The sequence below is a fragment of the Aestuariivirga sp. genome (assembly GCF_047602625.1).
GTDB lineage: Bacteria > Pseudomonadota > Alphaproteobacteria > Rhizobiales > Aestuariivirgaceae > Aestuariivirga.
On sequence record NZ_JASGGV010000001.1, the window covers coordinates 308,685 to 331,859 of the forward strand.

Annotated in this window: 20 protein-coding genes; 12 read left to right on the top strand and 8 right to left on the bottom strand. The window is 62.2% G+C overall.

Translation table 11 applies throughout. The features are described from left to right. Positions 1-2 precede the first annotated feature (2 nt). A complete protein-coding gene (locus tag QM694_RS01615) occupies positions 3-188 on the top strand; it encodes a type II toxin-antitoxin system Phd/YefM family antitoxin (RefSeq protein ID WP_415005201.1) in 186 nt (61 codons plus the stop codon). A gap of 42 nt (positions 189-230) precedes the next feature. Next, on the top strand, positions 231-650 hold the full coding sequence (locus QM694_RS01620) for a GFA family protein (RefSeq protein ID WP_415005202.1): 420 nt from the start codon (positions 231-233) through the stop codon (positions 648-650). Positions 651-703: 53 nt separating this feature from the next. Here the strand turns inward: QM694_RS01620 and QM694_RS01625 are convergent, their stop codons facing one another. Then, positions 704-1,294 carry a DUF1989 domain-containing protein gene (locus tag QM694_RS01625; RefSeq protein WP_415005203.1) on the bottom strand — a complete coding sequence of 197 codons (591 nt, stop codon included), beginning with the start codon at positions 1,292-1,294 and terminating at the stop codon, positions 704-706. A 39-nt stretch (positions 1,295-1,333) separates the two neighbouring features. On the opposite strand from QM694_RS01625, the gene speB reads away from it, so the two are divergent. The 9 genes from speB to QM694_RS01670 all read left to right on the top strand — a co-directional run bounded on the left by speB (position 1,334) and on the right by QM694_RS01670 (position 16,819). Next, positions 1,334-2,293: an agmatinase gene (gene speB / locus QM694_RS01630; protein ID WP_415005204.1), complete on the top strand. Its 960-nt coding sequence runs from the start codon at positions 1,334-1,336 to the stop codon at positions 2,291-2,293. A gap of 56 nt (positions 2,294-2,349) precedes the next feature. Beyond that, entirely contained in the window at positions 2,350-5,271 is a 2,922-nt protein-coding gene (ileS, locus tag QM694_RS01635) for an isoleucine--tRNA ligase (protein WP_415005205.1), read from the top strand. Between the two features lie 2 nt (positions 5,272-5,273). Further along, positions 5,274-5,771, top strand: coding sequence for a signal peptidase II (gene lspA / locus QM694_RS01640; RefSeq protein ID WP_415005753.1), 498 nt, complete (start codon positions 5,274-5,276; stop codon positions 5,769-5,771). Positions 5,772-5,816: 45 nt separating this feature from the next. Beyond that, positions 5,817-6,254: a hypothetical protein gene (locus QM694_RS01645; RefSeq protein ID WP_415005206.1), complete on the top strand. Its 438-nt coding sequence runs from the start codon at positions 5,817-5,819 to the stop codon at positions 6,252-6,254. A 23-nt stretch (positions 6,255-6,277) separates the two neighbouring features. Further along, positions 6,278-8,002: a DNA mismatch repair endonuclease MutL gene (gene mutL, locus QM694_RS01650; RefSeq protein ID WP_415005207.1), complete on the top strand. Its 1,725-nt coding sequence runs from the start codon at positions 6,278-6,280 to the stop codon at positions 8,000-8,002. A gap of 169 nt (positions 8,003-8,171) precedes the next feature. After that, positions 8,172-9,209 carry an MBL fold metallo-hydrolase gene (locus QM694_RS01655; RefSeq protein WP_415005208.1) on the top strand — a complete coding sequence of 346 codons (1,038 nt, stop codon included), beginning with the start codon at positions 8,172-8,174 and terminating at the stop codon, positions 9,207-9,209. 1 nt (position 9,210) lies between these two features. Then, complete coding sequence (locus QM694_RS01660; protein WP_415005209.1) at positions 9,211-9,795, top strand: histidine phosphatase family protein; 585 nt, start codon at positions 9,211-9,213, stop codon at positions 9,793-9,795. A 378-nt stretch (positions 9,796-10,173) separates the two neighbouring features. After that, entirely contained in the window at positions 10,174-10,380 is a 207-nt protein-coding gene (locus QM694_RS01665) for a hypothetical protein (RefSeq protein ID WP_415005210.1), read from the top strand. Continuing rightward, positions 10,283-16,819 (top strand): RTX toxin, encoded by a 6,537-nt coding sequence (locus tag QM694_RS01670; protein WP_415005211.1) that lies wholly within the window; start codon positions 10,283-10,285, stop codon positions 16,817-16,819. The genes QM694_RS01665 and QM694_RS01670 overlap by 98 nt, the downstream gene beginning before the upstream one ends. Before the next feature lie 14 nt (positions 16,820-16,833). Here QM694_RS01670 and dhaK read toward each other — a convergent pair whose 3' ends face one another. From dhaK to dhaL, 6 genes are read right to left on the bottom strand one after another with little or no spacing between them, the layout of a single operon-like run. Continuing rightward, positions 16,834-17,817, bottom strand: a complete 984-nt coding sequence (dhaK, locus tag QM694_RS01675) for a dihydroxyacetone kinase subunit DhaK (protein WP_415005212.1) — start codon at positions 17,815-17,817, stop codon at positions 16,834-16,836. Beyond that, positions 17,814-18,218 (bottom strand): hypothetical protein, encoded by a 405-nt coding sequence (locus QM694_RS01680; protein ID WP_415005213.1) that lies wholly within the window; start codon positions 18,216-18,218, stop codon positions 17,814-17,816. The genes dhaK and QM694_RS01680 overlap by 4 nt, the downstream gene beginning before the upstream one ends. A gap of 1 nt (position 18,219) precedes the next feature. After that, positions 18,220-19,794 carry a phosphoenolpyruvate--protein phosphotransferase gene (locus QM694_RS01685; protein ID WP_415005214.1) on the bottom strand — a complete coding sequence of 525 codons (1,575 nt, stop codon included), beginning with the start codon at positions 19,792-19,794 and terminating at the stop codon, positions 18,220-18,222. Next, positions 19,787-20,068, bottom strand: coding sequence for an HPr family phosphocarrier protein (locus QM694_RS01690; protein WP_415005215.1), 282 nt, complete (start codon positions 20,066-20,068; stop codon positions 19,787-19,789). The genes QM694_RS01685 and QM694_RS01690 overlap by 8 nt, the downstream gene beginning before the upstream one ends. Further along, the gene (gene dhaM / locus QM694_RS01695; protein ID WP_415005216.1) at positions 20,065-20,457 is read right to left on the bottom strand and encodes a dihydroxyacetone kinase phosphoryl donor subunit DhaM; all 393 of its coding nucleotides are present in this window, start codon (positions 20,455-20,457) and stop codon (positions 20,065-20,067) included. Before dhaM ends, QM694_RS01690 begins: the two co-directional genes overlap by 4 nt. Further along, entirely contained in the window at positions 20,454-21,056 is a 603-nt protein-coding gene (gene dhaL / locus QM694_RS01700; protein ID WP_415005217.1) for a dihydroxyacetone kinase subunit DhaL, read from the bottom strand. Before dhaL ends, dhaM begins: the two co-directional genes overlap by 4 nt. 143 nt (positions 21,057-21,199) lie before the next feature. On the opposite strand from dhaL, the gene QM694_RS01705 reads away from it, so the two are divergent. After that, complete coding sequence (locus tag QM694_RS01705) at positions 21,200-21,406, top strand: hypothetical protein (RefSeq protein WP_415005218.1); 207 nt, start codon at positions 21,200-21,202, stop codon at positions 21,404-21,406. A gap of 177 nt (positions 21,407-21,583) precedes the next feature. Here the strand turns inward: QM694_RS01705 and QM694_RS01710 are convergent, their stop codons facing one another. After that, a complete protein-coding gene (locus QM694_RS01710) occupies positions 21,584-23,119 on the bottom strand; it encodes an LTA synthase family protein (RefSeq protein WP_415005219.1) in 1,536 nt (511 codons plus the stop codon). Positions 23,120-23,175: the final 56 nt, after the last annotated feature.

Below are 23,175 nucleotides of genomic sequence, written 5' to 3' on the forward strand. Positions count from 1 at the left end.
GCATGCGCCAGATCAGTCGGACACAGCTTCGCAAGAATTTCAGGACCGTGATGGACAGTCTTGAGCAGGACCGCGATATCGTGATCGTCACGCGCAGGGGCCGCAAATCCGCCGCTGTGCTTATCGCCTATGATGAGTTCATCGGTTTCGATGAGGGCACGCGCATAAAAGAGTCAGCGCAACCATAAAAGGCCTGACAACGGCGTGCGCGCCGTTGGGAGAGATCGCCAATGCCCGATGATCATCACACCGCCTCATGCCACTGCGGGGCGGTGAAGTTCAGCGTCAGGCTTTCGGACGGGTTCAACACCATCCGGCGCTGCACCTGTTCCTATTGCCGGATGCGCGGGGCCATTGCCGTTTCGGCTGAGCTTGCGGACATTGCCTTCATCCGGGGCGAGGACAACCTCACGCTTTATGAATTCAATACCCGCACGGCGAAACATTATTTCTGCAAGACCTGCGGCATCTATACCCACCACCAGCGCCGCTCGAACCCGAAGCTGTTCGGCATCAACGTGGCCTGCCTCGATGGCGTGAGCCCGTTCGATTTTGTCGAAGTGCCGGTGATGGATGGCGTGTCGCATCCTTCCGACACCGGCGGCGCCGCGAGGGTGGCGGGGGTGCTGCGGTTTGAGAAGACGAAGTGACGGCCTTCAACCTGTCTTCCCGGCTTCCGCCGGAAAGACAGGTTTGAACAGAGTCACATCACCTCGAAATGCGCTTCCGTGGTGATGCCGTTGTTGATGGGGAGCAGGTCCTGCGGGCAGGCGGAGAAGGCAACGATCGCATCCATCTCGGCGCGGAACACCACATGGTCGCCGGGCTTGCACAGGCAGTTGCCCCATTCGAGCGCGCCGTCCTGCCGCCACGGGATGTTCATGAAGGTGTTGAGCGAGGGCGGGCAATAGGGAACGAAAATTCCCAGCTCCATCAGCCCCGCGTGCATGTTGTCGCGGCAGTTGTCGTGATAGTGCGTGCAGCCCAGAAGCCCGTAGCGTTCATTGTCGCAAGGGGCGATCAGCGTGTCGTGGCGGCCGGGCGAGGTGTCCTCTGTGAGAGTCAGGATGGGGCGGCGGCGGTTGGTCACCATCTTGTCGCCCACCACGGGATAAAGCCGTTCCCAGAAGGCGCGGCAATGCTCCATGCCCATATATTCACGGAGATCGCCCGCGTTGAAGGCCCAGGTGTCGACGATCTGGTTGCCATGGGTGTTGATGATCTTCACCGACTGGCCCTTGGAAAGCCTGACGGCCTTGCCACGGCGGGCCGGAATGGTCTGTAATCCGCTCATTGAAAACTCCCTCTGATCTCCTCTCTTAGCTTGCAGGACATGATGAAAAAAGACCCGCGCTTCCAGCCCGTCGATGCCGCCGTAACGCCGCGCTTTTCCGGCATCGCCACCTTCATGCGCACGCAGAAACACGAGATTTCCGATGATCTTGACATCGCACTTTGCGGCGTGCCCTTCGACATCGGCGTGAATTACCGGAGCGGCGCCAGGCAGGGCCCTTCCGCCGTGCGCGAGGCGTCCCGCCTGATTCGCCGCGTGCACCCCACATCGGGCATCGCGCCCTATGACATCTGCAACGTGGCGGACGTCGGCGATGCGCCGGTGAACCCCATCGACCTGCTCAAATCCATCGACATGATCGAGGCCTTCTTCCAGAAAATTCACGCGGCAGGGGCGGCCCCCATCTCGATCGGCGGCGACCACACCGTGCCGCTGCCCATCCTGCGCGCCATTGCGAAGAAAGAGCCGGTGGGCATCGTCCATATCGACAGCCATGCCGATACGCTGGATTCGATGGCCGACACCAAGATCAACCATGCCACCACCTTCCGCCGGGGCGTCGAGGAGGGGCTGATTGATCCGAAGCGCGTCATCCAGATCGGCCTGCGCGGCTCGCGCTTCTCGCCCGACGACATCAAATGGGGTCAGGACAACGGCTTCACCTGCATCACCATGGATGAATATGAGGAAAAGGGCCGCGCGGCGGTTTTGAAGGAGATCGACCGGGTGACGGGCAAAGGCCCCACCTACATCACCATCGACATTGACGGCATCGACCCCGCCTGGGCGCCTGGCACCGGCGTTCCCGAAATCGGCGGGCTCACGCCGCGCGAGGTGCAGATGATGGTGCGTTCGCTCCGGGGCAAGCATCTGGTGGGCGGCGATATCTGCGAGGTGGCGCCCTGCTATGATCCCACCGGCATCACCGCCGTGGTGGCCGCCAACCTGATGTGGGAAATGCTCTGCGTCATCGCCGACAGCAAGGCCAAGCGGAGTTGATTGCCGGGGCCTTTGGGCGCTGCTAGAAGCGCGCCCAGAGAGATTGGACGCCCCAGATGAACGACAAGACCGAAAAAAACGACCGCTACCGCGACACCGTCTTCCTGCCGAAAACCGACTTCGGCATGAAGGCGGGCCTGCCGCAGAAAGAGCCCGAGCTTCTGAAACGCTGGGAGGCGATGGGGCTTTACAAGCGGCTGCGCCAGGAGAGCCGGGGCCGGCCCAAATATGTGCTGCATGACGGGCCGCCCTATGCCAACGGCAACCTGCACATCGGCCACGCGCTTAACAAGATCCTGAAGGACATCGTGACGCGCTCGCGCCAGATGTCGGGCTTCGATTCCAACTATGTGCCGGGCTGGGACTGCCACGGCCTTCCCATCGAATGGAAGGTGGAGGAGGACTACCGCGCCAAGGGCAAGAACAAGGACGCAATCCCCATCAACGAATTCCGCGACGAATGCCGGAAGTTCGCCGCCCACTGGATCGATGTGCAGCGCGCGGAGTTCAAGCGGCTGGGCGTCACGGGTGACTGGGACAATCCCTATCTCACCATGAACTACCGCGCCGAGGCGCTGATCGCCAATGAGCTGATGAAATTCGCGGACTCAGGCCAACTCTATCGCGGCTCGAAGCCGGTGATGTGGAGCGTCGTCGAAAAGACGGCACTGGCCGAAGCTGAGGTGGAATATCAGGATTACACCAGCGACACGATCTACGTGAAGTTTCCGGTGAAAGAGCTTCGCACCGGATGGGAAGATGCGCTGCGGGATTTTGTTGGTCTTTCCGAACAGCACCTGGGCGATCTCAAATCGGCAAGCGTCGTTATCTGGACGACAACGCCGTGGACCATTCCGGGTAACCGCGCCATCAGCTTTTCATCGAAGATCAAATATGGCCTTTATCAGGTGACGGGTGCGGCCGAAGGCAACTGGGCGAAGGATGGCGACAGGTTTATCCTCGCAGACCGCCTTGCTGAAGAGGTGATGAAGGCGGCGAAGGTTGAAAGTTACGCGCGCCTTGCCGATGTTGATCCGGCGATCCTTACTTGCGCTCATCCGCTCGCGCCGTTGGGCTACGATTTTCCCGTCCCGCTGCTCGACGGCGATCACGTCACCGATGATGCCGGCACGGGTTTCGTCCACACCGCCCCCGGCCATGGCGCGGATGACTATAACATCTGGATGGACAAGGTGGGCGGCCCCATCCCCTTCACCGTCAACGCCGATGGCGTGATGACCAAGGAAGCGCCGGGCTTCGAGGGCCGCACTGTCATCACGGCGAAGGGCGAGAAGGGCGATGCCAACGAGGCGGTGATCAAGGCCCTGATCGATGCCGGAATGCTGATCGGCCGGAGCCGCCTCAAGCATCAATATCCCCATAGCTGGCGCTCGAAGAAGCCGATCATCTTCCGCAACACGCCGCAATGGTTCATCTCCATGGAAGCCAAGGGCCTGCGCGAGATCGCCTTGAAAGCCATCGACGATACGGCCTTCTTCCCGGCCTCGGGGCAGAACCGCATCCGCGCCATGATCGAGCAAAGGCCCGATTGGGTGATCTCGCGCCAGCGCGCTTGGGGCGTGCCCATCGCCATTTTCGTGAACAAGGACACGGGAAAAATCCTCAATGATTCCAAGGTGAACCAGCGGATCGTTGATGCGTTTTTGCAAGAAGGCGCCGATGCCTGGTTCGCGGAGGGCGCGGCTACCCGGTTTCTGGGCCGCGATTACAATTCGCAGGAGTGGGAGCAGGTCCGCGACATTCTCGATGTGTGGTTCGATTCAGGCTCGACCCATGCCTTCGTGCTGGAACAGCGGCCCGATCTCAAATGGCCGGCCGATCTCTATCTCGAAGGGTCTGACCAGCATCGCGGCTGGTTCCATTCCTCGCTGCTCGAAGCCTGCGGCACGCGGGGCCGCGCGCCCTATGACGCGGTGCTCACCCACGGCTTCGTGGTGGCCGAGGATGGCCGCAAGATGTCGAAGTCGCTCGGCAACATCGTGACGCCGCAGGAAGTCATCAAGCAATCAGGCGCCGACATCCTGCGCCTGTGGGTGGCCTCCGCCGATTATGCCGAGGATCTGCGCCTCGGGCCTGAAGTGCTCAAGACCAACATCGAGGCCTATCGCAAGCTCCGCAACACCATGCGCTATATTCTGGGCTCGCTTGAGGGCCTCAAGGATTGGGAGACCGTCTATTACAGGGATATGCCGGAGCTGGAGCGTTACATCCTCCACCGCCTGCATGAGCTGGAAGGACAGGTGCGCGCCGCCTATGAGGTGTTCGACTACAAGCGGCTCTTCGCGCTCCTCACCAATTTCATGACGGTGGACCTGTCGGCCTTCTATTTCGATATCCGGAAGGATTCGCTCTATTGCGATCCGTGGTCCAGCAACCGCCGCCGGGCCTGCCGCACGGTTCTGGACCAGCTGTTCCATTGCCTCACCACCTGGTGGGCGCCCATCCTCACCTTCACCATGGAGGAGGTGTGGCTGTCGCGCTTCAATGGCGAAGGCTCCTCCGTGCATGTCATGCAATTCGCCCGCACCCCCGATGAATGGGCGAATCCCGCGCTGGCCGAAAAATGGGAGAAAATCCGCAGCGTCCGCTCGGTGGTCACGGGCGCGCTCGAAATCGAGCGGCAGGTGAAGAAGACCATTGGCTCCGCCCTCGAAGCCGCCCCTGATGTCTATGTCAACGATCCCGCACTCCGGCAGGCGCTGGACGGCGTGGACCTTGCCGAAATCGCCATCACCTCGGGTGCTACGCTGAAGGATGGCGAAGGCCCCGCCGATGCCTTCCGGCTGGAGAATGTGCCGGGCGTTGCCGTGGTGTTCAAGCCCGCCGAGGGCAGGCGCTGTGCCAGGTCGTGGAAGATCACGCCGGAGGTGGGAAGCGACAAACAGTTCCCCGACATTACGCCCCGCGATGCCGAGGCCGTGCGCGAATGGGAGCACCGCTTCGGAAAGACGGTGTGAGCATGCTGAAGCTGTGGAGCGCCCGCGCCCCCCTCATTCTGGCGCTGGCGGCGCTGATCTTCGGCCTCGACCAGACGCATAAATGGTGGATGCTGGACGTGGTGGGGATCGGCGACCGGCAGCCCATCACGCTCACCTCTTTCTTTGAGCTCGTGCTGACGTGGAACTACGGCATTTCCTATGGCCTGTTCCGCACCCATGCTCAGGGCCTGCTGATCGCCTTGAGCCTTCTGGTCACGGTGGCCTTGTGGCTGTGGGCCAACCGGGCGCCCAAGCTGTTCACCTCCGCCGCCCTGGGGCTGATCATCGGCGGTGCGCTCTCCAATGCGCTGGACCGGGCGGTGCACGGGGCGGTTGCGGATTTCTTCCATTTCCATGTGGGCAGCTTCAGCTGGTACGTGTTCAACCTGGCGGATGTGGCCATCGTTGCGGGTGTGGGGCTGCTGCTGTATGAATCACTCGGCCTTCCGTCAGGGCGCGCCCGTCACGGAAATGCCTGAATTTCGAGCGAATTTGCTGGAATTCGCCGTTGGAGTTGCGGACTGATGAAATTTGCCCCGATGTTTCTGGCCGGTGTGGCGGCGGTTGCCCTTGCGGGTTGCAGCAGCATGACGACCTCGAATCTGCTGGGTGACGACAGCCAGAGCGTGAAAACGGCGCAGGCGCACCCTGACCTCACCATGCCGCCCGATCTCCAGCTTCACCCGCCCAGCGAGGCTGCGGCCTATGCGGCGCAGCAGCCGGCCGTCGCGGCTCCCGCCACGAAAATGGCATCGGTGCCAACCACTGTCGCGTCAGCCCCGGCGGTGCAGGGCGATGTCTACGAGCGGAACGGCATTTCCAAGACCAAGCCGGATGGCACCCCCAAGACGCAAGCCGAACTGGACGCCGAACTGAAGGCGATCTATCTCGCCAAGAAGCGCCAGCAGAACCCCAACTACGGCACCATCAAGAACATCGGAAATATCTTCTCCGATGGCTGATCCGCGCCCGCTATGATGCGGACATGCGAATCCGAAGGCTCTCCGAAGGCACCATAAACCGCATCGCGGCCGGCGAAGTGATCGAACGCCCGGCCAGCGTGGTGAAGGAGCTTGTCGAAAACGCCGTGGATGCCGGCGCCACCCAGATCGACGTGGCCTTCCGCGGCGGCGGCAAGACGCTGATCCGGGTCAGCGATGACGGATCAGGCATGGACGCCGCTGATCTCGAACTGGCGGTGGAGCGCCACGCCACCTCCAAGCTCTCCGACGATGCGCTGATCGACATCCGCTCTTTTGGCTTTCGCGGCGAGGCGCTGCCGTCCATCGGGGCCATTGCAAGGCTGTCGATTGCCTCGCGCCTCAATGGCAGCGGGCAGGGATACAGCATTGCCGTTGAAGGCGGCGAATTGCGCGCCACCCGGCCCGCCGCCTTGAACGGCGGCACAGAAGTGGATGTGCGCGATCTCTTCTTCGCCACGCCCGCCCGTCTCAAATTCCTCAAAACCGATCGCGGCGAAACGGCAGAAGCGGCGGAAACCTTGCGTCGCATCGCCATGGCGCATCCCGCCATTGGCTTCAGCTTCGTGACCGAGGAGCGGCGTCTCATCGATGTTCCGGCGGGTGATACGGAAGAGGAGCGAATCCGCAGGCTGGCGGGGCGCGAGTTCATGGAAAATGCCGTCGCCTTCGACGCCGCGCGCGAGGGGCTCAACGTCAGGGGCTATGCCGGGCTTCCCACCTGGTCGCGTGCCCAGAGCACGCAGCAATGGATGTTCGTCAACGGCAGGCCGGTGCGCGACAAGCTCCTGGCCTCGGCCATCCGCGGCGCCTATGCCGATCTGATGTCGCGAAGCCGCTATCCCGCCGTCGTTCTGTTCGTCACCTGCCCGCCAGAGCGCGTGGACGTCAACGTGCATCCCGCCAAATCGGAAGTGCGCTTCCGCGACGGCGCACTGCTCCGTGGGCTGATCATTTCGGCGATCCGCCGGGCCCTGGCGAAAAGCGGCCAGAAGGCGGATTTGCATCTGGCGCAGGCCACGGCGGAAAGTTTCCGCCCCGCCATTTGGCCCGCCGCCCCGCAAGGAGGCTTTACAGAGCGGCAGGACGCCTTCGCGATGGACATGCCCCTCGCGGCGCCCTCTCACGGCGAGGAAGCACCCGCTGCCGATCATCCCTTGGGCGCGGCGCGGGCGCAGCTTCACGGCAATTACATCGTGGCACAGACGGCAAGCGGCATGGTGCTGGTGGATCAGCACGCGGCGCATGAACGGCTGGTCTATGAACGGCTGAAGCGCGAGCGCGAAGGCGGCAGGATCGCCACGCAGCCGCTTCTGGTGCCGCAGGTGATCGACCTCGATCCGGTGCTGGCCGAGCGCGTGGCAGGCGCGGCGGATGTTCTGGCGCAATCCGGCCTGGCCGTCGAAGCCTTTGGAGAGGGCGCCGTGCTGGTGCGCGAAGTGCCAGCCGCTCTTGCCCATGGCGATGTGGCGGGCCTCGTGCAGGATGTGGCGGATGAACTGGCGGAGCAGGGCGTTTCCACCCGTATCGAGGACCGCATCAATCACATCCTCGCCACCATGGCCTGCCATCACTCCGTGCGCTCCGGCCGCGCCTTGCGCCCGGACGAAATGAACGCGCTGCTGCGCGAGATGGAAGCGACGCCCAATTCCGGCCAGTGCAACCACGGCCGCCCCACCTTCATCGAGCTGAAGCTCGCCGATATCGAGCGGCTGTTCGGGCGGAATTAGGCGGCGCGATGATGGCATTCCGGGGCTGTTGCGCGCCGGAATTGGCGCCTCAAAATCACAAGGAGTCACAGGGGCCGATTTGCGCTATGATCAGATGCCGGTTCGGCGTGACCAGGCCCATGGCGCGGGCTAACATGAGCGGCACGATTTAGGCCGGGATGGGCAAGCGATGATTTTCAGGCAATTGTTCGACAGTGTCTCCGGCACCTATTCCTATCTGCTGGCCTCGCGCGCTGGCGGCGAGGCACTGATCATCGATCCGGTCATCGAGAAGGTGGACCGCTATCTGACGCTGATGCGCGAACTCGACCTTCGCCTCGTCAAGGCCGTTGACACTCATCTTCACGCCGATCACATCACTGGCCTCGGGGCGTTGCGCGACCACACCCACTGCATCACCGTGATGGGAGAGCAGACGAAGGCCGATGTCGTCTCCATGCGTCTGGCGGATGGTGACAAACTCACCGTGGAAGGCCTGTCCATGGATGTAATCTACACGCCAGGTCACACCGATGACTCTTACAGCTTCGCGATGCAGGACCGCGTTTTCACCGGCGACACGCTGCTGATCCGCGGCACCGGGCGCACCGATTTCCAGAATGGCGATGCGCGCCAGCAATATGATTCGATTTTCAATCGCCTGTTGCGCCTGCCCGATCACATGATGGTGTTCCCGGCTCATGACTATAAGGGGGATACGGTTTCAACGATCGGCGAGGAGAAGCGGTACAATCCGCGCCTGCAGGTGAAATCGGTGGATGACTATGTGGCGCTGATGAACGGACTGAACCTGCCCAACCCGAAGATGATGGATGTGGCGGTTCCCGCCAATGTGAAGATCGGATTGCACCAGCAGGAGATCGCGCGGAAAGGCTGGGCGCTTTCTCCTGCGCAGGCGGGCGCTCTGGGCCAGCAGGGCGCTGCCGTGCTGGTGGACCTGCGGGAGAAGAGCGAGCGCGAACGCCACGGCGTGATTCCCGGCTCGCTGCACGCGCCTTATGCGGCCTTGCAGGAAAATCTTCTGCCCGGCGGCATGCTGCATGCGCTGGCCCTCTCAGCGGGCAAGCAGATCGTGTTTTATTGCGCCTTTGGCGAACGCTCCGCCATGGCCGTTCAGGCGGCGCAGGATTCAGGCATCGCGGCGCGCCATATCGAAGGCGGCATTGACGCATGGAAGAAGGCCGATGGCGCAGTGGTGACGCTCTGAGATGCAGCGCGTTTTCCTGATCCGCCACGGCGAAACGGAATGGTCGCAGTCGGGCCGTCACACCGGCCTCACCGATTTGCCGCTTCTTCCTGAAGGTGAGGAAGATGCGCTGGCGCTGGCCACGCGCCTCTCTGGCATTCAATTTGATCATGTTCTCAGCAGCCCTTTGCAGCGCGCCCAGCGCACGGCGGACCTCGCGGGACTGGGTCCGGCCGAGATCGAGCCTGATTTGGCCGAATGGAACTATGGCCGCTACGAAGGCCTGCTCTCCGCGCAAATCAATGCCGAAACGCCGGGCTGGAATATTTATCGCGATGGTTGCCCGGGAGGGGAGTCTCCATCGGATGTCACAGCCCGTGCCGGTCGGCTGATCGCCCGCCTGCGCGCGATGGAAGGAACCATCGCACTGTTCAGCCACGGCCATTTCAGCCGCGCTCTGGCGGTGCGATGGATCGGCCTCGGAATCGAAGAGGCGCAACATCTTCTCTTCGGCACTGCGTGCTTTGGCATTCTCGGCTACGGCCATAACCGGATGGATGAACCCGCGCTGGCCTTGTGGAACATGCCGCCGCGGGAATTAGCGTAAATCACGCCAAAAGTTTCAATTTTAATATTCACGTTATAGTTGAGTTATTGAGCCGGTTCCGCCGAAGCACTTTACTCGCGGCTGAAACGCCAGTCATGCAGCACCGGCTGAGCGCTGCAGCGGCGGCCATTAAAAGAATTGGCGCGATATCATTAACGAATTTGAAATATATTGGAAAATCATAAACATAGCGATTTTTCAGCGGCTTGGGCCATTGCTGAAGAATTCCCAAACAGTTCTTTCCTGCTCAGTAATTACTCGTTGAGGACATGCCGGGCATTCGTTTGCCGCATGCGCAACCTTGAGTTTAAGTGACCGTGGGCAAAAGTTTCCTGCGGCGCGATTTTCGCGCGCAAGCAAAGTTCGGGAGAACGGCAGATGGCGAACAGCAATGCAACGACGAGCACCGACAGCATTACCCAAACGACGGGCGCGGACACGCTGACTGTCACCAATACCAACCAGATCCAATCAACCGACGTGTTCGATGGCGCGGCCGGTACTGAACTCGATCCTGATTTCGGGCTCGTCGGGTGTGACGGTCAGCCTGACCGCAGCCGCGACGACAACCTTCAAGAACTATGAAGGTATCACCTTCGACAACACCTCGGGCACCTCGAGCGCCACCTTCAACGCCTCGAACTTCGGCACCAATCTCATTTCAAATTCCGCCATCATCACCGGCAATACTGGCACCCACCAGCTCTACATCACCGGCGCATCGAGCTTCACCGCCGCCGGCTGGACATTTTCGTCGTGGAATTCCGCCGATCTCGTGTCGATCACCGGCACCTCATCGGCCGACACCATCACCGGCAGCTCGCAGGCCGACACGATCACCGGCGGCGCAGGCGCCGACACCATGGTGGGCGGCCTGGGCGCGGACACCTTCGTTCTTTCCGCCACCACCGATCTCGCCACGGGCGAAACCATCAATGGTACGCTGGAATCCGGCACGCTCGACACCATCCGCCTCGACGCCGCAGGCAGCTATAACTTCTCGACTTTCAGCACCATCACCAACATTGACCAGATCCTGGTCAACACCAACGCCACCGGCTTCGTGCTGACCGTCAACGACAGCATGGTGTCAACCGCCGACTACTCGCAGGACGGCATCACCGGGGAACTGAATATCGGCGCCAACGTCGCCATGACGAACGGCATCACGGTGAGTGCGGCGGGCCTGACGGGCTCCAACCGCATCATCACCGACGGCACCAACCTTGGCGGTGCCGACACGATCACCGGCGGCGCGGGCAATGACTGGCTGAACGGCGGCGCAGGCAATGACTTGCTCACCGGCGGTGCTGGCAATGACGTGATCACCGGCGGCGCGGGCGTCGATACGATGACTGGCGGCACTGGCTCCGACACCTTCGTGATCACCACCTCCACCGATCTCGCAGCCGGCGAAACGATCAACGGCACTTCGGAAGCGGCTGGCCTGGACACGCTGCGCCTTGACGGCGCGGGCACCTACAACCTTTCCACCTTCACGACCATCACCAACATCGACCAGATTTCGCTCAACAATACGAGCTCGAGCTTCACGTTGACCATCGCCGACAGCCAGGTTTCGACCGCTGACGGCAATCAGGACGGCACGGTTGGCGACCTGAACATCACGTCCGCCGCCACGTCTGCCTCCAACACCATCAACGCATCGGCGCTCACGGGCACCAACCGCATCAACCTCGACGGCACCTATATGTCGGGTTCCGATACCATCTCGGGCGGTGCGGGCGCTGACACGATCATCTCGGGTGCTGGCGCCGATACCGTCACGGGCGGTGCTGGCAATGATACCATCAACGGCGGCGCGGGCGCTGACAACCTGACGGGCGGCGCGGGTGCCGACACCTTCGTGGTGAGCGCAGTTGCCGATCTCGCGGCTGGCGAAACCATCAACGGCACGCTGGAAACGGCGACGCTTGATACCATCCGCCTGGATGCGGCGGGGACCTACAACCTCTCGACCTTTACCACCATCACCAACATCGACCAGATCACCCTGAACCAGAACGCTGCAGGGTTCAGCATCACGGTGGCGGACAGCCAGGTATCGACTGCCGATGGTAACGTCGACGGCACGGTGGGTGACATAATCATCAATTCCGCCGTGGCGATGACCAATGGCGTGACGATCAATGCCTCAGGCCTGACGGGCACGAACCGCATCACCGTCACCGGCACCAATCTCGGCGGCGCCGACACGATCACCGGCGGCGCGGGTGCGGATTCGCTTTCGGGCGGTGCGGGCAACGACACCATCACTGGCGGCGCGGGCAACGACACGATTGACGGCGGCACTGGCGACGACACCATGGTGGGTGGCGCGGGTAACGACAGCTATACCGTCGACAGCGTCAATGACGTGGTGACGGAAAACGCCAGCGAAGGTACCGACACGGTTCTGGCCTCCATCGCCTACACGCTCGGCAACAACGTTGAAAACCTGACCCTCACCGGCACTTCCGCCATCAACGGCACCGGCAACGCGCTGGCCAACACCATCACCGGCAACAGCGGCAACAACACGCTGGACGGCGGCGCGGGTGCCGACACCCTGGTGGGCGGCGCTGGCGATGATATCTATATCGTCGACAATACGGGCGACGTGGTCACCGAAAACGCTGGCGAAGGAACAGACACCGTCCAGGCCAGCGTTACCTATACAATCGGAACCAACGTCGAAAATCTCGTGCTGACCGGCACATCGGCGATCAACGGCACAGGCAACAGCGGCAACAACACCATCACCGGCAACAGCGCCGCCAATACGCTCGACGGCGGCACGGGCGCCGACACGATGATCGGCGGCTTGGGCGACGATATCTATGTGGTCGACAACGCCGGTGACGTGGTGACGGAAAATGCCAATGAAGGCACCGACACCGTCCAGTCCTCGATCACCTATACACTGGGTAACAATGTTGAAAACCTGACACTTACCGGAACTTCGTCCATCAATGCCACCGGCAACGCACTGAACAATATCATCACCGGCAACAGCGGCGACAACGTCATCAACGGTGGCCTCGGCGACGACACCATGGCAGGCGGCGTCGGCAATGATACCTACTACGTTGACAGCGTGAACGATGTGGTTACCGAAGCTGCGAGCGCCGGCACCGATACGGTGAACGCCTCGATCAGCTACAATCTGGGCGCCAACATCGAGAACCTGATCCTCTCGGGAACGTCCGCCATCAACGGCACCGGCAACGCGCTGGCCAACACCATCACCGGCAACAGCGCCGCCAATGTGATCGACGGCGGCACGGGCGCAGACACCATGATCGGCGGCGCCGGCAACGACACCTATGTGGTCGACAACACGGGTGACGTGGTGACCGAGAACGCCTCGGAAGGCACCGATCTCGTCCAGTCCAGCGTGACTCATACGATCAGCGCCAACGTGGAGAACCTCACGCTCACCGGCTCCGCCGCCATCAGCGGCACCGGCAACACGTCGGACAACATCCTCATTGGCAACAGCGGCAACAATACGCTGACCGGCCTCGCCGGCAACGACACGATCGACGGCGGCGGCGGCAACGACACCATGATCGGCGGCACGGGCGACGACACCTACGTGGTGGACAGCGCAGGCGACGTGGTGACCGAGAACGCATCCGAAGGCACCGACACAGTGCAGGCGAGCGTCACCTTTACGCTGGGCGCCAACATCGAAAACCTGACACTGACCGGCACCAACAACATCAACGCCACGGGCAATACGCTCGCCAACATCATCATCGGCAACAGTGGCGACAACGTGATCGATGGCGGCGCGGGCGCCGACACCATGTCCGGCGGGCTCGGCAACGACACCTATGTCGTCGACAATGCCGGTGACGTGGTGACGGAACTGGCGGGCCAGGGCACCGACACGGTGAACGCGTCCCTGACCTTTACGCTGGGCGCCAACATCGAAAACCTGACGCTCACCGGAACTGCCAATATCAATGGCACCGGCAATGGCAGCGACAACACCATCACTGGCAACAGCGGCAACAACATCATCGACGGCGGCGCGGGCGCCGACACGATGATCGGCGGCGCGGGCGACGATACCTATTTCGTCGACAACGCCGGCGACGTGGTGGTCGAAAACGCCGGTGGCGGCAACGACACGGTGCAGACCGTGTTCAGCTTCACGCTGGGCGGCAACATCGAAAACCTCGTGCTGCTCGGCACGGATTCGATAAACGGCACTGGCGACTCGGGCAACAACGTCATCACCGGCAACAGCGGCGCCAACGTGATCGATGGCGGCGCGGGCGCCGACACCATGGCCGGCGGCCTGGGCGACGATACCTACGTCATCGACAACGTGGGCGACGTCGTGACCGAAAATGCCGGCGAGGGCGTTGATACGGTGATCGTCAACCGCACTTACACGCTGCTGGCGAACTTTGAAAACCTGACCCTGTCGGGCACCGACAACATTAACGGCACCGGTACCGCCGACGACAACGTGATCACCGGCAATGCCGGCAACAACGTGCTGACCGGCCTCGCGGGGAACGACACGCTGGATGGCGGCGCGGGCGCCGACACGATGATCGGCGGCACAGGCGACGACACCTACGTCATCGACAACGTGGGCGACGTGGCGACCGAAAACGCCGGTGAAGGCATCGACACGATCCGCACGCTGTTCACCACCACGCTCAGTGCCAATTTCGAAAACCTCACGCTCTATGGCGCTTCGGCGGTGAACGGCACCGGCAACAGCTCGGATAACGTGATCACCGGCAATGCTGCCGTGAACACGCTGATGGGTCTGGCCGGCAACGACACGCTGAATGGCGGCGGCGGAAACGACATCCTGATCGGCGGCACGGGCAATGATACCTATATCGTCGGCAACACCGGCGTGACCATTACTGAGCAGCTGGGCGAAGGCACTGACCGTGTCATGGCGTCGATCAACTATACGCTGGGCGCCAACATCGAGAACCTGACGCTGACGGGCACCGGCAACATCAAGGGTGTAGGCAACACACTCGACAACATCATTGTCGGCAACAGCGGCTCCAACACGCTCGATGGCGGCGCGGGCGCCGATACCATGCGCGGCGGCAACGGCAGCGACACCTATATCGTCGACAACGTGAACGACGTGGTCATCGAAAACGCCGGACAGGGCACCGACACGGTGCAGTCCAGCATCACTTACACGCTGAGCGCCAACGTCGAGAAGCTCACGCTGACCGGGACCGCCAATATTGATGGCACCGGCAACGACACGATCAACACGCTGACAGGCAATGCCGGCGTGAACACCCTGTACGGACTGGGCGGCAATGACACGATCGACGGAAAGGCGGGTGCCGACATTATGTACGGCGGCCTGGGCAACGACAGCTATGTTGTTGACAACGCAGGTGACATCGTCGTGGAGAACGCCGGGGAAGGCACTGACCTTGTTTTGTCCTCGGTGACCTACACGCTGGGCGACAACATCGAAAAGCTCTCGCTCAGCGGCTCTGCGATCATCAACGGCACGGGCAACAGCCTCGACAACACAATCACCGGCAACATCGGGAACAACGTGCTCTATGGCCTCGACGGCAACGACACGCTGAGCGGCGGACGCGGCGCCGACACCATGGTGGGCGGCACGGGTGACGACTACATGTATGTCGACAACACTGGCGACGTGGTGGTCGAAAACGCTAACGAGGGCATCGACACAGTGAGTTCGTCGATCACCTACACGCTGGGCGCCAATGTCGAAAATCTTCTCCTGTCCGGCGTCTCGGCGATCAACGGCAGCGGCAACGAGCTCGATAACGTCATCACCGGCAACAGCGGCGCCAACTCGCTCTACGGCTATGACGGCAATGACACGCTCAATGGCGGCCGCGGCAGCGACGTGATGGTCGGCGGTCTCGGCAACGACACTTATGTCGTTGACTCCGTGGGTGACTCGATTACGGAGCTGAGCGGCCAGGGCATAGACACGGTGCAGAGTTCGATCGCCTACACCTTGGGCGCCAACCTGGAGAACTTGACGCTTCTTGGTGGCAGCAACATCTCTGGCACCGGCAATACACTCGACAACATCATCACCGGCAACGCGGGGACAAACACCCTGACCGGCCTGGCCGGGAACGATATCATCGATGGCGGAACGGGCGGCGACACGATGGTGGGCGGCTTGGGTGACGACACCTACTATGTCGACAACGTGAAAGATGTTGTGACGGAACTGACGGGCGAAGGAACGGACTCTGTCTATTCCTCGATCAGCTTCACGCTGGGCACCAATGTCGAGAACCTGACACTGACCGGCACCAAGAACATCAACGCCATCGGTAACGCCAGCAACAACATTCTGACCGGCAACGATGGCAACAATACGCTGAATGGCGGCGCGGGTGCCGACACGATGGCGGGCCATAACGGCGACGACATCTATATGGTCGACAATGCCGGCGATGTCGTGACCGAGGCTGCGAATGAAGGCACCGACACGGTGCAGTCGAGCATTACCTACACGCTGGGAAGCAACCTCGAAAACCTCACGCTCACCGGCACCTCCGCTATCAACGGCACCGGCAATGCGCTCGACAACACGCTGATCGGCAACTCTGGCAATAACACGCTGGTGGGCGGCGCTGGCTCTGACACGATTTACGGCGGTGACGGCAACGACATCATTAACGGTGGCGCGGGCGTCGATTTCCTGCAGGGCGGCGCGGGCGCCAACACCTTCGTGTTCTCGGCCCTGACCGACAGCGGCACCACCGTCGATCAGGCGGATGAAATCCAGGATTGGCTGACAGGCAACAAGATCGATCTGTCGGCCATCGACGCCAACTCCACGGTGGCGGGCGATCAGGCCTTCACGATCGACACGGACGGCTCCTTCAGCGCCGGCGAGATTTCGCTGACGCAGGTTGGCAACGATCTCGTGGTGAGCCTGAACACCAATGCCGACTCGAACCCCGAGATGGTGTTCATCGTGAACTTCGTCTCCTCGCTCTCGGCCTCAGACTTCATCCTCTAAAAAGGCTTTCCTGTTCACACGCCCCACCGCAAGGTGGGGGTGTGGACGGGAGAATCCCACAGGGCCGCCGTCTTGCCGTCCAGCATGGTGACGGTGAGCGAGCAGCCCGCCATGTCGAGCGACGTGACGTAATTGCCCACCAGCGAGCGGACGGCGCGGATGCCGCGCGCCTTCAGCCGCTCTGCCGCCGCGTGATACATCAGGTAAAGCTCCATCAGCGGCGTGCCGCCGAAGCCGTTGACGAGAAGAAGTGCCTCACCCGTGCCATTGAGATCGCCCGCGATGGCGGCCACCATTTCATCCGCGATGGCATCGGCGGACATCAGTTTCACGCGCCGCCTCCCCGGCTCGCCATGAATGCCAACGCCCATCTCCATTTCATCGTCCGCAATGGCGAAGGTGGGCTTGCCGGCGGCGGGCACCGTGCAACTGGTGAGCGCCACGCCCATGGAACGGGTGGCTGAGTTAACTGTATCTCCTAACGCCTTCAGGGCCGCGAGATCGGCACCTGCTTCCGCAGCAGCACCGGCAATCCGTTCCACGACAAGCGTTCCCGCCACGCCGCGCCGCCCCGTGGTGTAGGAGGAATTCTCCACCGCCACATCGTCATTGGTGATCACGGTGGCGACGGAGCCCGATGCCATCTCGCGCGCCATGTCGAAGTTCATGACGTCACCTTCGTAATTCTTGACGATGAACAGAACGCCGCCGCCGGTATCGACAGCCTCCGCCGCTTCCAGCATCTGGTCGGGCGTGGGCGACGTGAAGACCTGGCCGGGGCAGGCGGCATCCAGCATGCCGAAACCCACAAAGCCCGCATGCAGCGGCTCATGGCCGGACCCGCCGCCCGAGATCAGTGCGGGCTTGCCTGCCTTGAGGGATGTCCGCCGCACGAATTTGCGCTCCGGACCCAGTTCCACAATGTCGGCATGGGCGGCGGCAAAGCCCTCGAGGCTTTCAGCCAGAACGTTGTCGATGCTGTTGATGAGTTTCTTCATGGGCGTTTCCTCTTGGGCGGGGTTTCTTCCATCAGGCGGGCAATGTCGCGCACCAGCGTGGTGACGAGCGTGTGGAGCTTCGCATTCCGCAAATCATCGCCGAGATCGGGCAGGGCGATGGCGCGGGCAGGGTGTTCGGGCTGCACAGCCTCGAGACGCGAAGGATGCGCCGCCGCATAAGCCGAGAGAAACTGTTTCCGCTCGCCCGGTGAAAAATGGCAGACCTCGAAAATCGTGTCGAGATGCGCCGCCGGAATGGGCGTGGGGTAGAGCGGATTGCCGATCTGGCTGATGAAGCTGCGGTTCTTGGAGAGCGCGGTGGCAAGCCTCTGCCGGGTGCCGGAGGGGCGCTTGGCGATCACCTCCGCCAGTACCTGCTTGTAGGCCGCGACGCCCGCCATCTCAGATCTCCGCCAGCGCGGCCTTGACGCGCGCCACGCGCGCCGGGGCCACGGAGAGGGTGGTGAGGCCAGCCGCGATCAGGGCTTTCAGATGCTGCGGTGCGCTGGCCATATCGCCGCACAGACTGACGGGAATGTTCCGTGCGCGGCCAAATTCCGCAACATCAGCAATGAGCCGGATGACGGCGGGATTGGCGGGATCGTTGAGCGGGGCGACCGAAGCCTCGTCGCGCGACGCGGCCGTCACATATTGCGTGAGATCATTGGAGCCGATGGAAAAGAACGCTGCGCCGCCAAACGGCTCGGGCGCGATAGCCACCGCAGGCACCTCCACCATGATGCCGAGCGGCGGGCGTACGGCGGCAATGCCCTCGCGCGCCAATTCGGCCAGGCACTCGTCGAGCAGACGCGCCGAAGCGGAAAGCTCCTGCGGCACCGTGACCATGGGGATCATGATCTTGAGCGGCCCATGCGATGCCGCCCGCGCCAGCGCCCGCAGCTGCGTGCGGAACACATCAGGGCGCGCCAGGGTGAGCCTCACGCCGCGCAGGCCAAGGAAGGGATTGTGCTCGCCATCGGGCGTCAGACCGGCAATCGGCTTGTCGCCGCCGATGTCGAGCGTGCGGATGGTGACGGGCCGCCCTTGGGCCCATTCCACGAAACGGCGGTAGGCGCGGTATTGCTGCTCCTCATCCGGCAGCGGCGCGCCATCGCGGAACAAAAATTCCGAGCGCATGAGTCCGATGCCATCACAGCAGCGCACGTCGAGATGATCTGTTTCATCGACGCCCGCAAGATTGACAAGAAGCTCGATGCGCATGCCATTCTTCAGCATTGCAGGGCGGAGGAGAAATTCCGCTTCCCGCGCTGTGGTTGTGGCCAGCGCCTCTTTATCGCCCTCAATCCGTTCTGCGTCATCAGGCGCCGGATCGAAGATCACCACGCCCGTTTCGCCATTCACGGCGGCCGTCACAGCGCAATTGATTGGCCCAAGCCCGGTAACCATGGGAATGCCGCGGGCCCGGGCCAGCATCGCCACATGGCTGTTAGGGCTTCCATGTGAGAGCGCGATGGCCCCGCCCGCCGACCAGTCGGTGGAGAGGAACAGGCTGGGCGCAATGTCGTCGCCCGCCAGCACCGCGCCCGGCTGCTGCGTCGAGTGCGTTTCGCCCGCAAGGTGGCGCAGCACGCGGTCGCGCATGTCGGTGAAATCGGCTGAACGGGCGCGAAAGGCCTCATCCTCTGCTGACTGGTATTCCGCAATATTATGATCGAGCGCAGCGCGCCACGCCTTGTCCGCCGCCTCGCCTTTGGCAATGGCCGCGAAGGCGGGGGCGCTCAGTTCGTCATCCTCCAGCATCGCCGCCTGAAAGGCCAGCACATCCGCGCCGTCGCCGCCCACTTGCTCCGCGAGATTCAGAATGGCGGTGATGGACTCTGCGATGGCGTCTTTGAGCGCTGCCGCTTCTTCCGCCGCCGTGCCGGCCGTGCGGCGCGCGTTCGCCGCGCCGCCGATCATCCGCACCGGCCCCAAGAAGATGCCGCCAGAAGCCGCTGTGCCTCTCGCTTCACGCATCGTCGAAGTCGCGTTCGACCAGCGCGATCAGATCGGCCACGGCCTTGAACGCGTCAGCGCCACTGGCCCTGAGATAGAGCGTTTCATGCTGCGGCAGTTTCAGCGCCATCACCTTCACGATGCTCTTGGCGTCGATCCACGGCCCATCCGCCGCGCGGGCGATCTCGATGGTTGAGGAAAACCCCTTGGCAACCTTTGTGAGCTTCACCGAAGGCCGCGCATGAAGGCCCGTTTCATGCCTGACAACCACATGCCCCGTCACTGGCTCGCTCATTGCGGGGAAAGCTCCTCGGCGGTTTTCTTGACATCTGCGAGGGACGATCCACCCCACGCCTCCGTTGCGGCCATCACAGCGCCCTCCACGATGGGCGCGTTGCAGATGACGATTTTCGATTGCCGCTCCGGCGGCATCATCTCGATCGCCATTTCGCTGTTGGTTTCAGCCCCGCCGAGATCGACGAGGATGGCAACGCCCGCATCCGACCATGCGGCATCGATGGCCGCCATGATCTTCTCGACGCTGGTGCCAAGCCCGCCATCGGGATTACCGCCGCAGAAGCCCAGCGGCACTTCGTCGCCCACCATGCCGCGCACCATGACAGCCGCGCCCTTCGCCACATCAGGCGAGTGCGAGACGATGACGATGCCAACCTTGCCGCTCATGCCGTGCCCTCCAGAACATCGCAAACCGCCCGCACCATGATGGCGCTGGACCTGGCGCCGGGGTCCATGTGTCCGATGGACCTGTCGCCCAGAAACGAGGCGCGGCCGCGTATTGCCTTCATCGGTACCGTGGCCTCAGCCCATCCGTCCACGGAGGATTTTACGGTTTCAAAACTGGCGCCGCCCGAGGCGAGGAGGACGGCCAATGGCGACAGCACATCCAGCATCGTCTTGGCCCCCACATCCGACTTACCGCGCGCTTTGAGAGAGTCCACCGCGGCCGAGAGCGCCCGCGCCGCATCAGCCACGGTTGGATCGGCGGGAAGCTCCTTCGCGAGCGTCAGGAACAGGGTGCCGTAAAGCGGCCCCGATGCGCCGCCCACCTTCATCACCAGCGTGGTGCCGATGGCCTTCAGCGCCTCGGGCAGCGGCAGGGCTGAGATCTTCGCCCTGTCGGCCAGCACCGCTTCGAAGCCGCGTTTCATGTTGAGGCCATGGTCGGCATCGCCAATGGCGGAATCAAGAGCTGTCAGTTCATCGGCGGACGCAATGATGCGGGATGAAACCGTGCCGATGAGCGTGTCGAGAGGAAGGGTCATGGGACTTCCGATGTTTAGTGATTTGTTTACAAGATACGAGATCACTAAACTTCGCAAGTAGGTCGCTGTGCGGGTGCGAAGAAGGCGGTTTGCAGTGCGGCACGGGCAGGGCTAGAACGGAGCCTCAGCAACAGGAGTGCGCCATGGCATTCGAATCCCTGCAGGCCCAGCTTGCGATGCTCATCAACCAGATCAACACCCAGCCCGAGGATGTGCACGAGCTTTATGAGCGCATCGCACAGATGCTGGGCGAGTTGAAAGCCACCGGCCAGCCGCTGCCCGCCGATCTCGTGGAATTCGAGAAGCGCATGGAAGCCGAATTCCCCAAGGCCGCGCCGAAGAAGGCGTAGCGGCTTCAGATCGGGTGCGCGGAGAAAATCTGGTTGTGGATCACCGCTTCGGCGGGCTTGACCGCCACCTGTTCATCGCTGCCGCAATGCTTGGTGAGATAGCGCATGTAGCGGTCGGTGATACCAAGTGAGAGCTTGTCGGTGACGAGCGGCGTCAGGCAATAGAGCGGCTTGCCGTCAATCGAAATCGCGGATGGCGTTGATGTCTTCCGAATTGCTGGAGATCAGCACCGGAATCTGGTGCAGGCGCGGATCGTCGTCTGTCTTGATGCCGATCTTGGTCTGATGCTCGCGGATGCCCGGCAGGTGATCGCCGAACACGATCAGCACATAGGGCTTGCCGCGCTTCTTCAGCGCCTGGTCGAAATCGGCCAGCGCCTGCGTCGCCCCGGCAAGGCGGTTATGATAGTCGCTCATGCCCGGATTTTCCTCGCCGTTCAGCATGTCGCCCTGCGCATCCGGCACGAAAGGCCCATGCGTCTGCACGGTGACAAGGAAATCGAACTGCGGCTTGTCGTCGGAGAGTTTTGACAGCACGTCGGCATAAAGCCCCGCATCGAGCGGCCAGCCATTGGGTTGCACGGTGAGCTTCATGTCGTTCTGGCTGTCGAAGCTGGCGAAGCCCAGGAGCGGATAGACCTTGTCCCTCAGCCAGAAGCGCGGGTCGAAATTGTGATAGGCGCGCGACGTATAACCAAGCTCCGTCATCATGCGCGGCAGGGCGCGCGAGGCTTGCGAGAAATACTGCACGTAATGCTGATAGGGGATGATGCCCGATTTCATGCTGTGGATGGGAATGCCGGTCAGCACCTCGAATTCCGAATTGGGCGTGTTGCCGCCATAAACAGGCGAAATGCCCTTGGCCTCGGCAAAGCCCGCCGCCGTCAGCGTGTCGATGGGGGAATGCGGATCAGAGGGATCGCGCCACCACGCTTCACCCAAAATGATGAACACATCCGGCGGCGGCTCGGAACGCGAGACGATGGTGGGCGGATCGCCATCCAGCGCGTTCATCGCCGTCTTCACTTCATCGTCAGTGAAGTTGTGAAGCCTCAGGCCCGCGCTGGAGAAATAGAGGTGCGTGCCGATGCCGTTCATCCGTTCGCTGGCCGCCTGGTTGAACGGCAGATCCTGTATGCCAAGCCAATAGTCGTTCACATGCATGAACTGGACGACGGACTCGAAGCGGTAAGTTGAGAGCAGCCCCACGCACACCGCGAACAGCGGAATGCTCCAGCGCCGGAAGCGCAGCGATACGGCGGCATACAGCGCCGCCGGAATGATGAGCGCGCCCATCAGCCATCTGTCCCAGCTCACATAGCCAAGGAGATGCGTGCTCTGCCCCGCGAGGAATAGATCACTGACTTGAAACGGCTCGCCCGTCGAGTCACGCTTGATGGCTGAGATGGTGCCAATGAACAACAGGCTGGCGGCCAGCAGCAGACTGGCTGGAAACAGCCGGATGAAGGCGGCAAATACGCCCAGCATGATCATCGGGATCACCATGCGGGCGAGATAGAAGTGCCACATGGTGCGCCCCTGCAGGAATTCCGGCGTCCACTGGCCAAGAAAGGCGCTGACGCCCAGCAGCAACAGATAGGCAAACACCAACTTTAGCAGCGGGCCTTTGGCAAAATTCAGCGCCGCCAAGCAGAAGCGGCAGGCGCGCGAAAGCTCTCCGGTCTCGGCCGGCACACGAGGGGGCGTGTTCATGGGGAAAACGCTATGCCCGAAAATTAGGCCCAAATGAAGATGGGATGACGGAATTG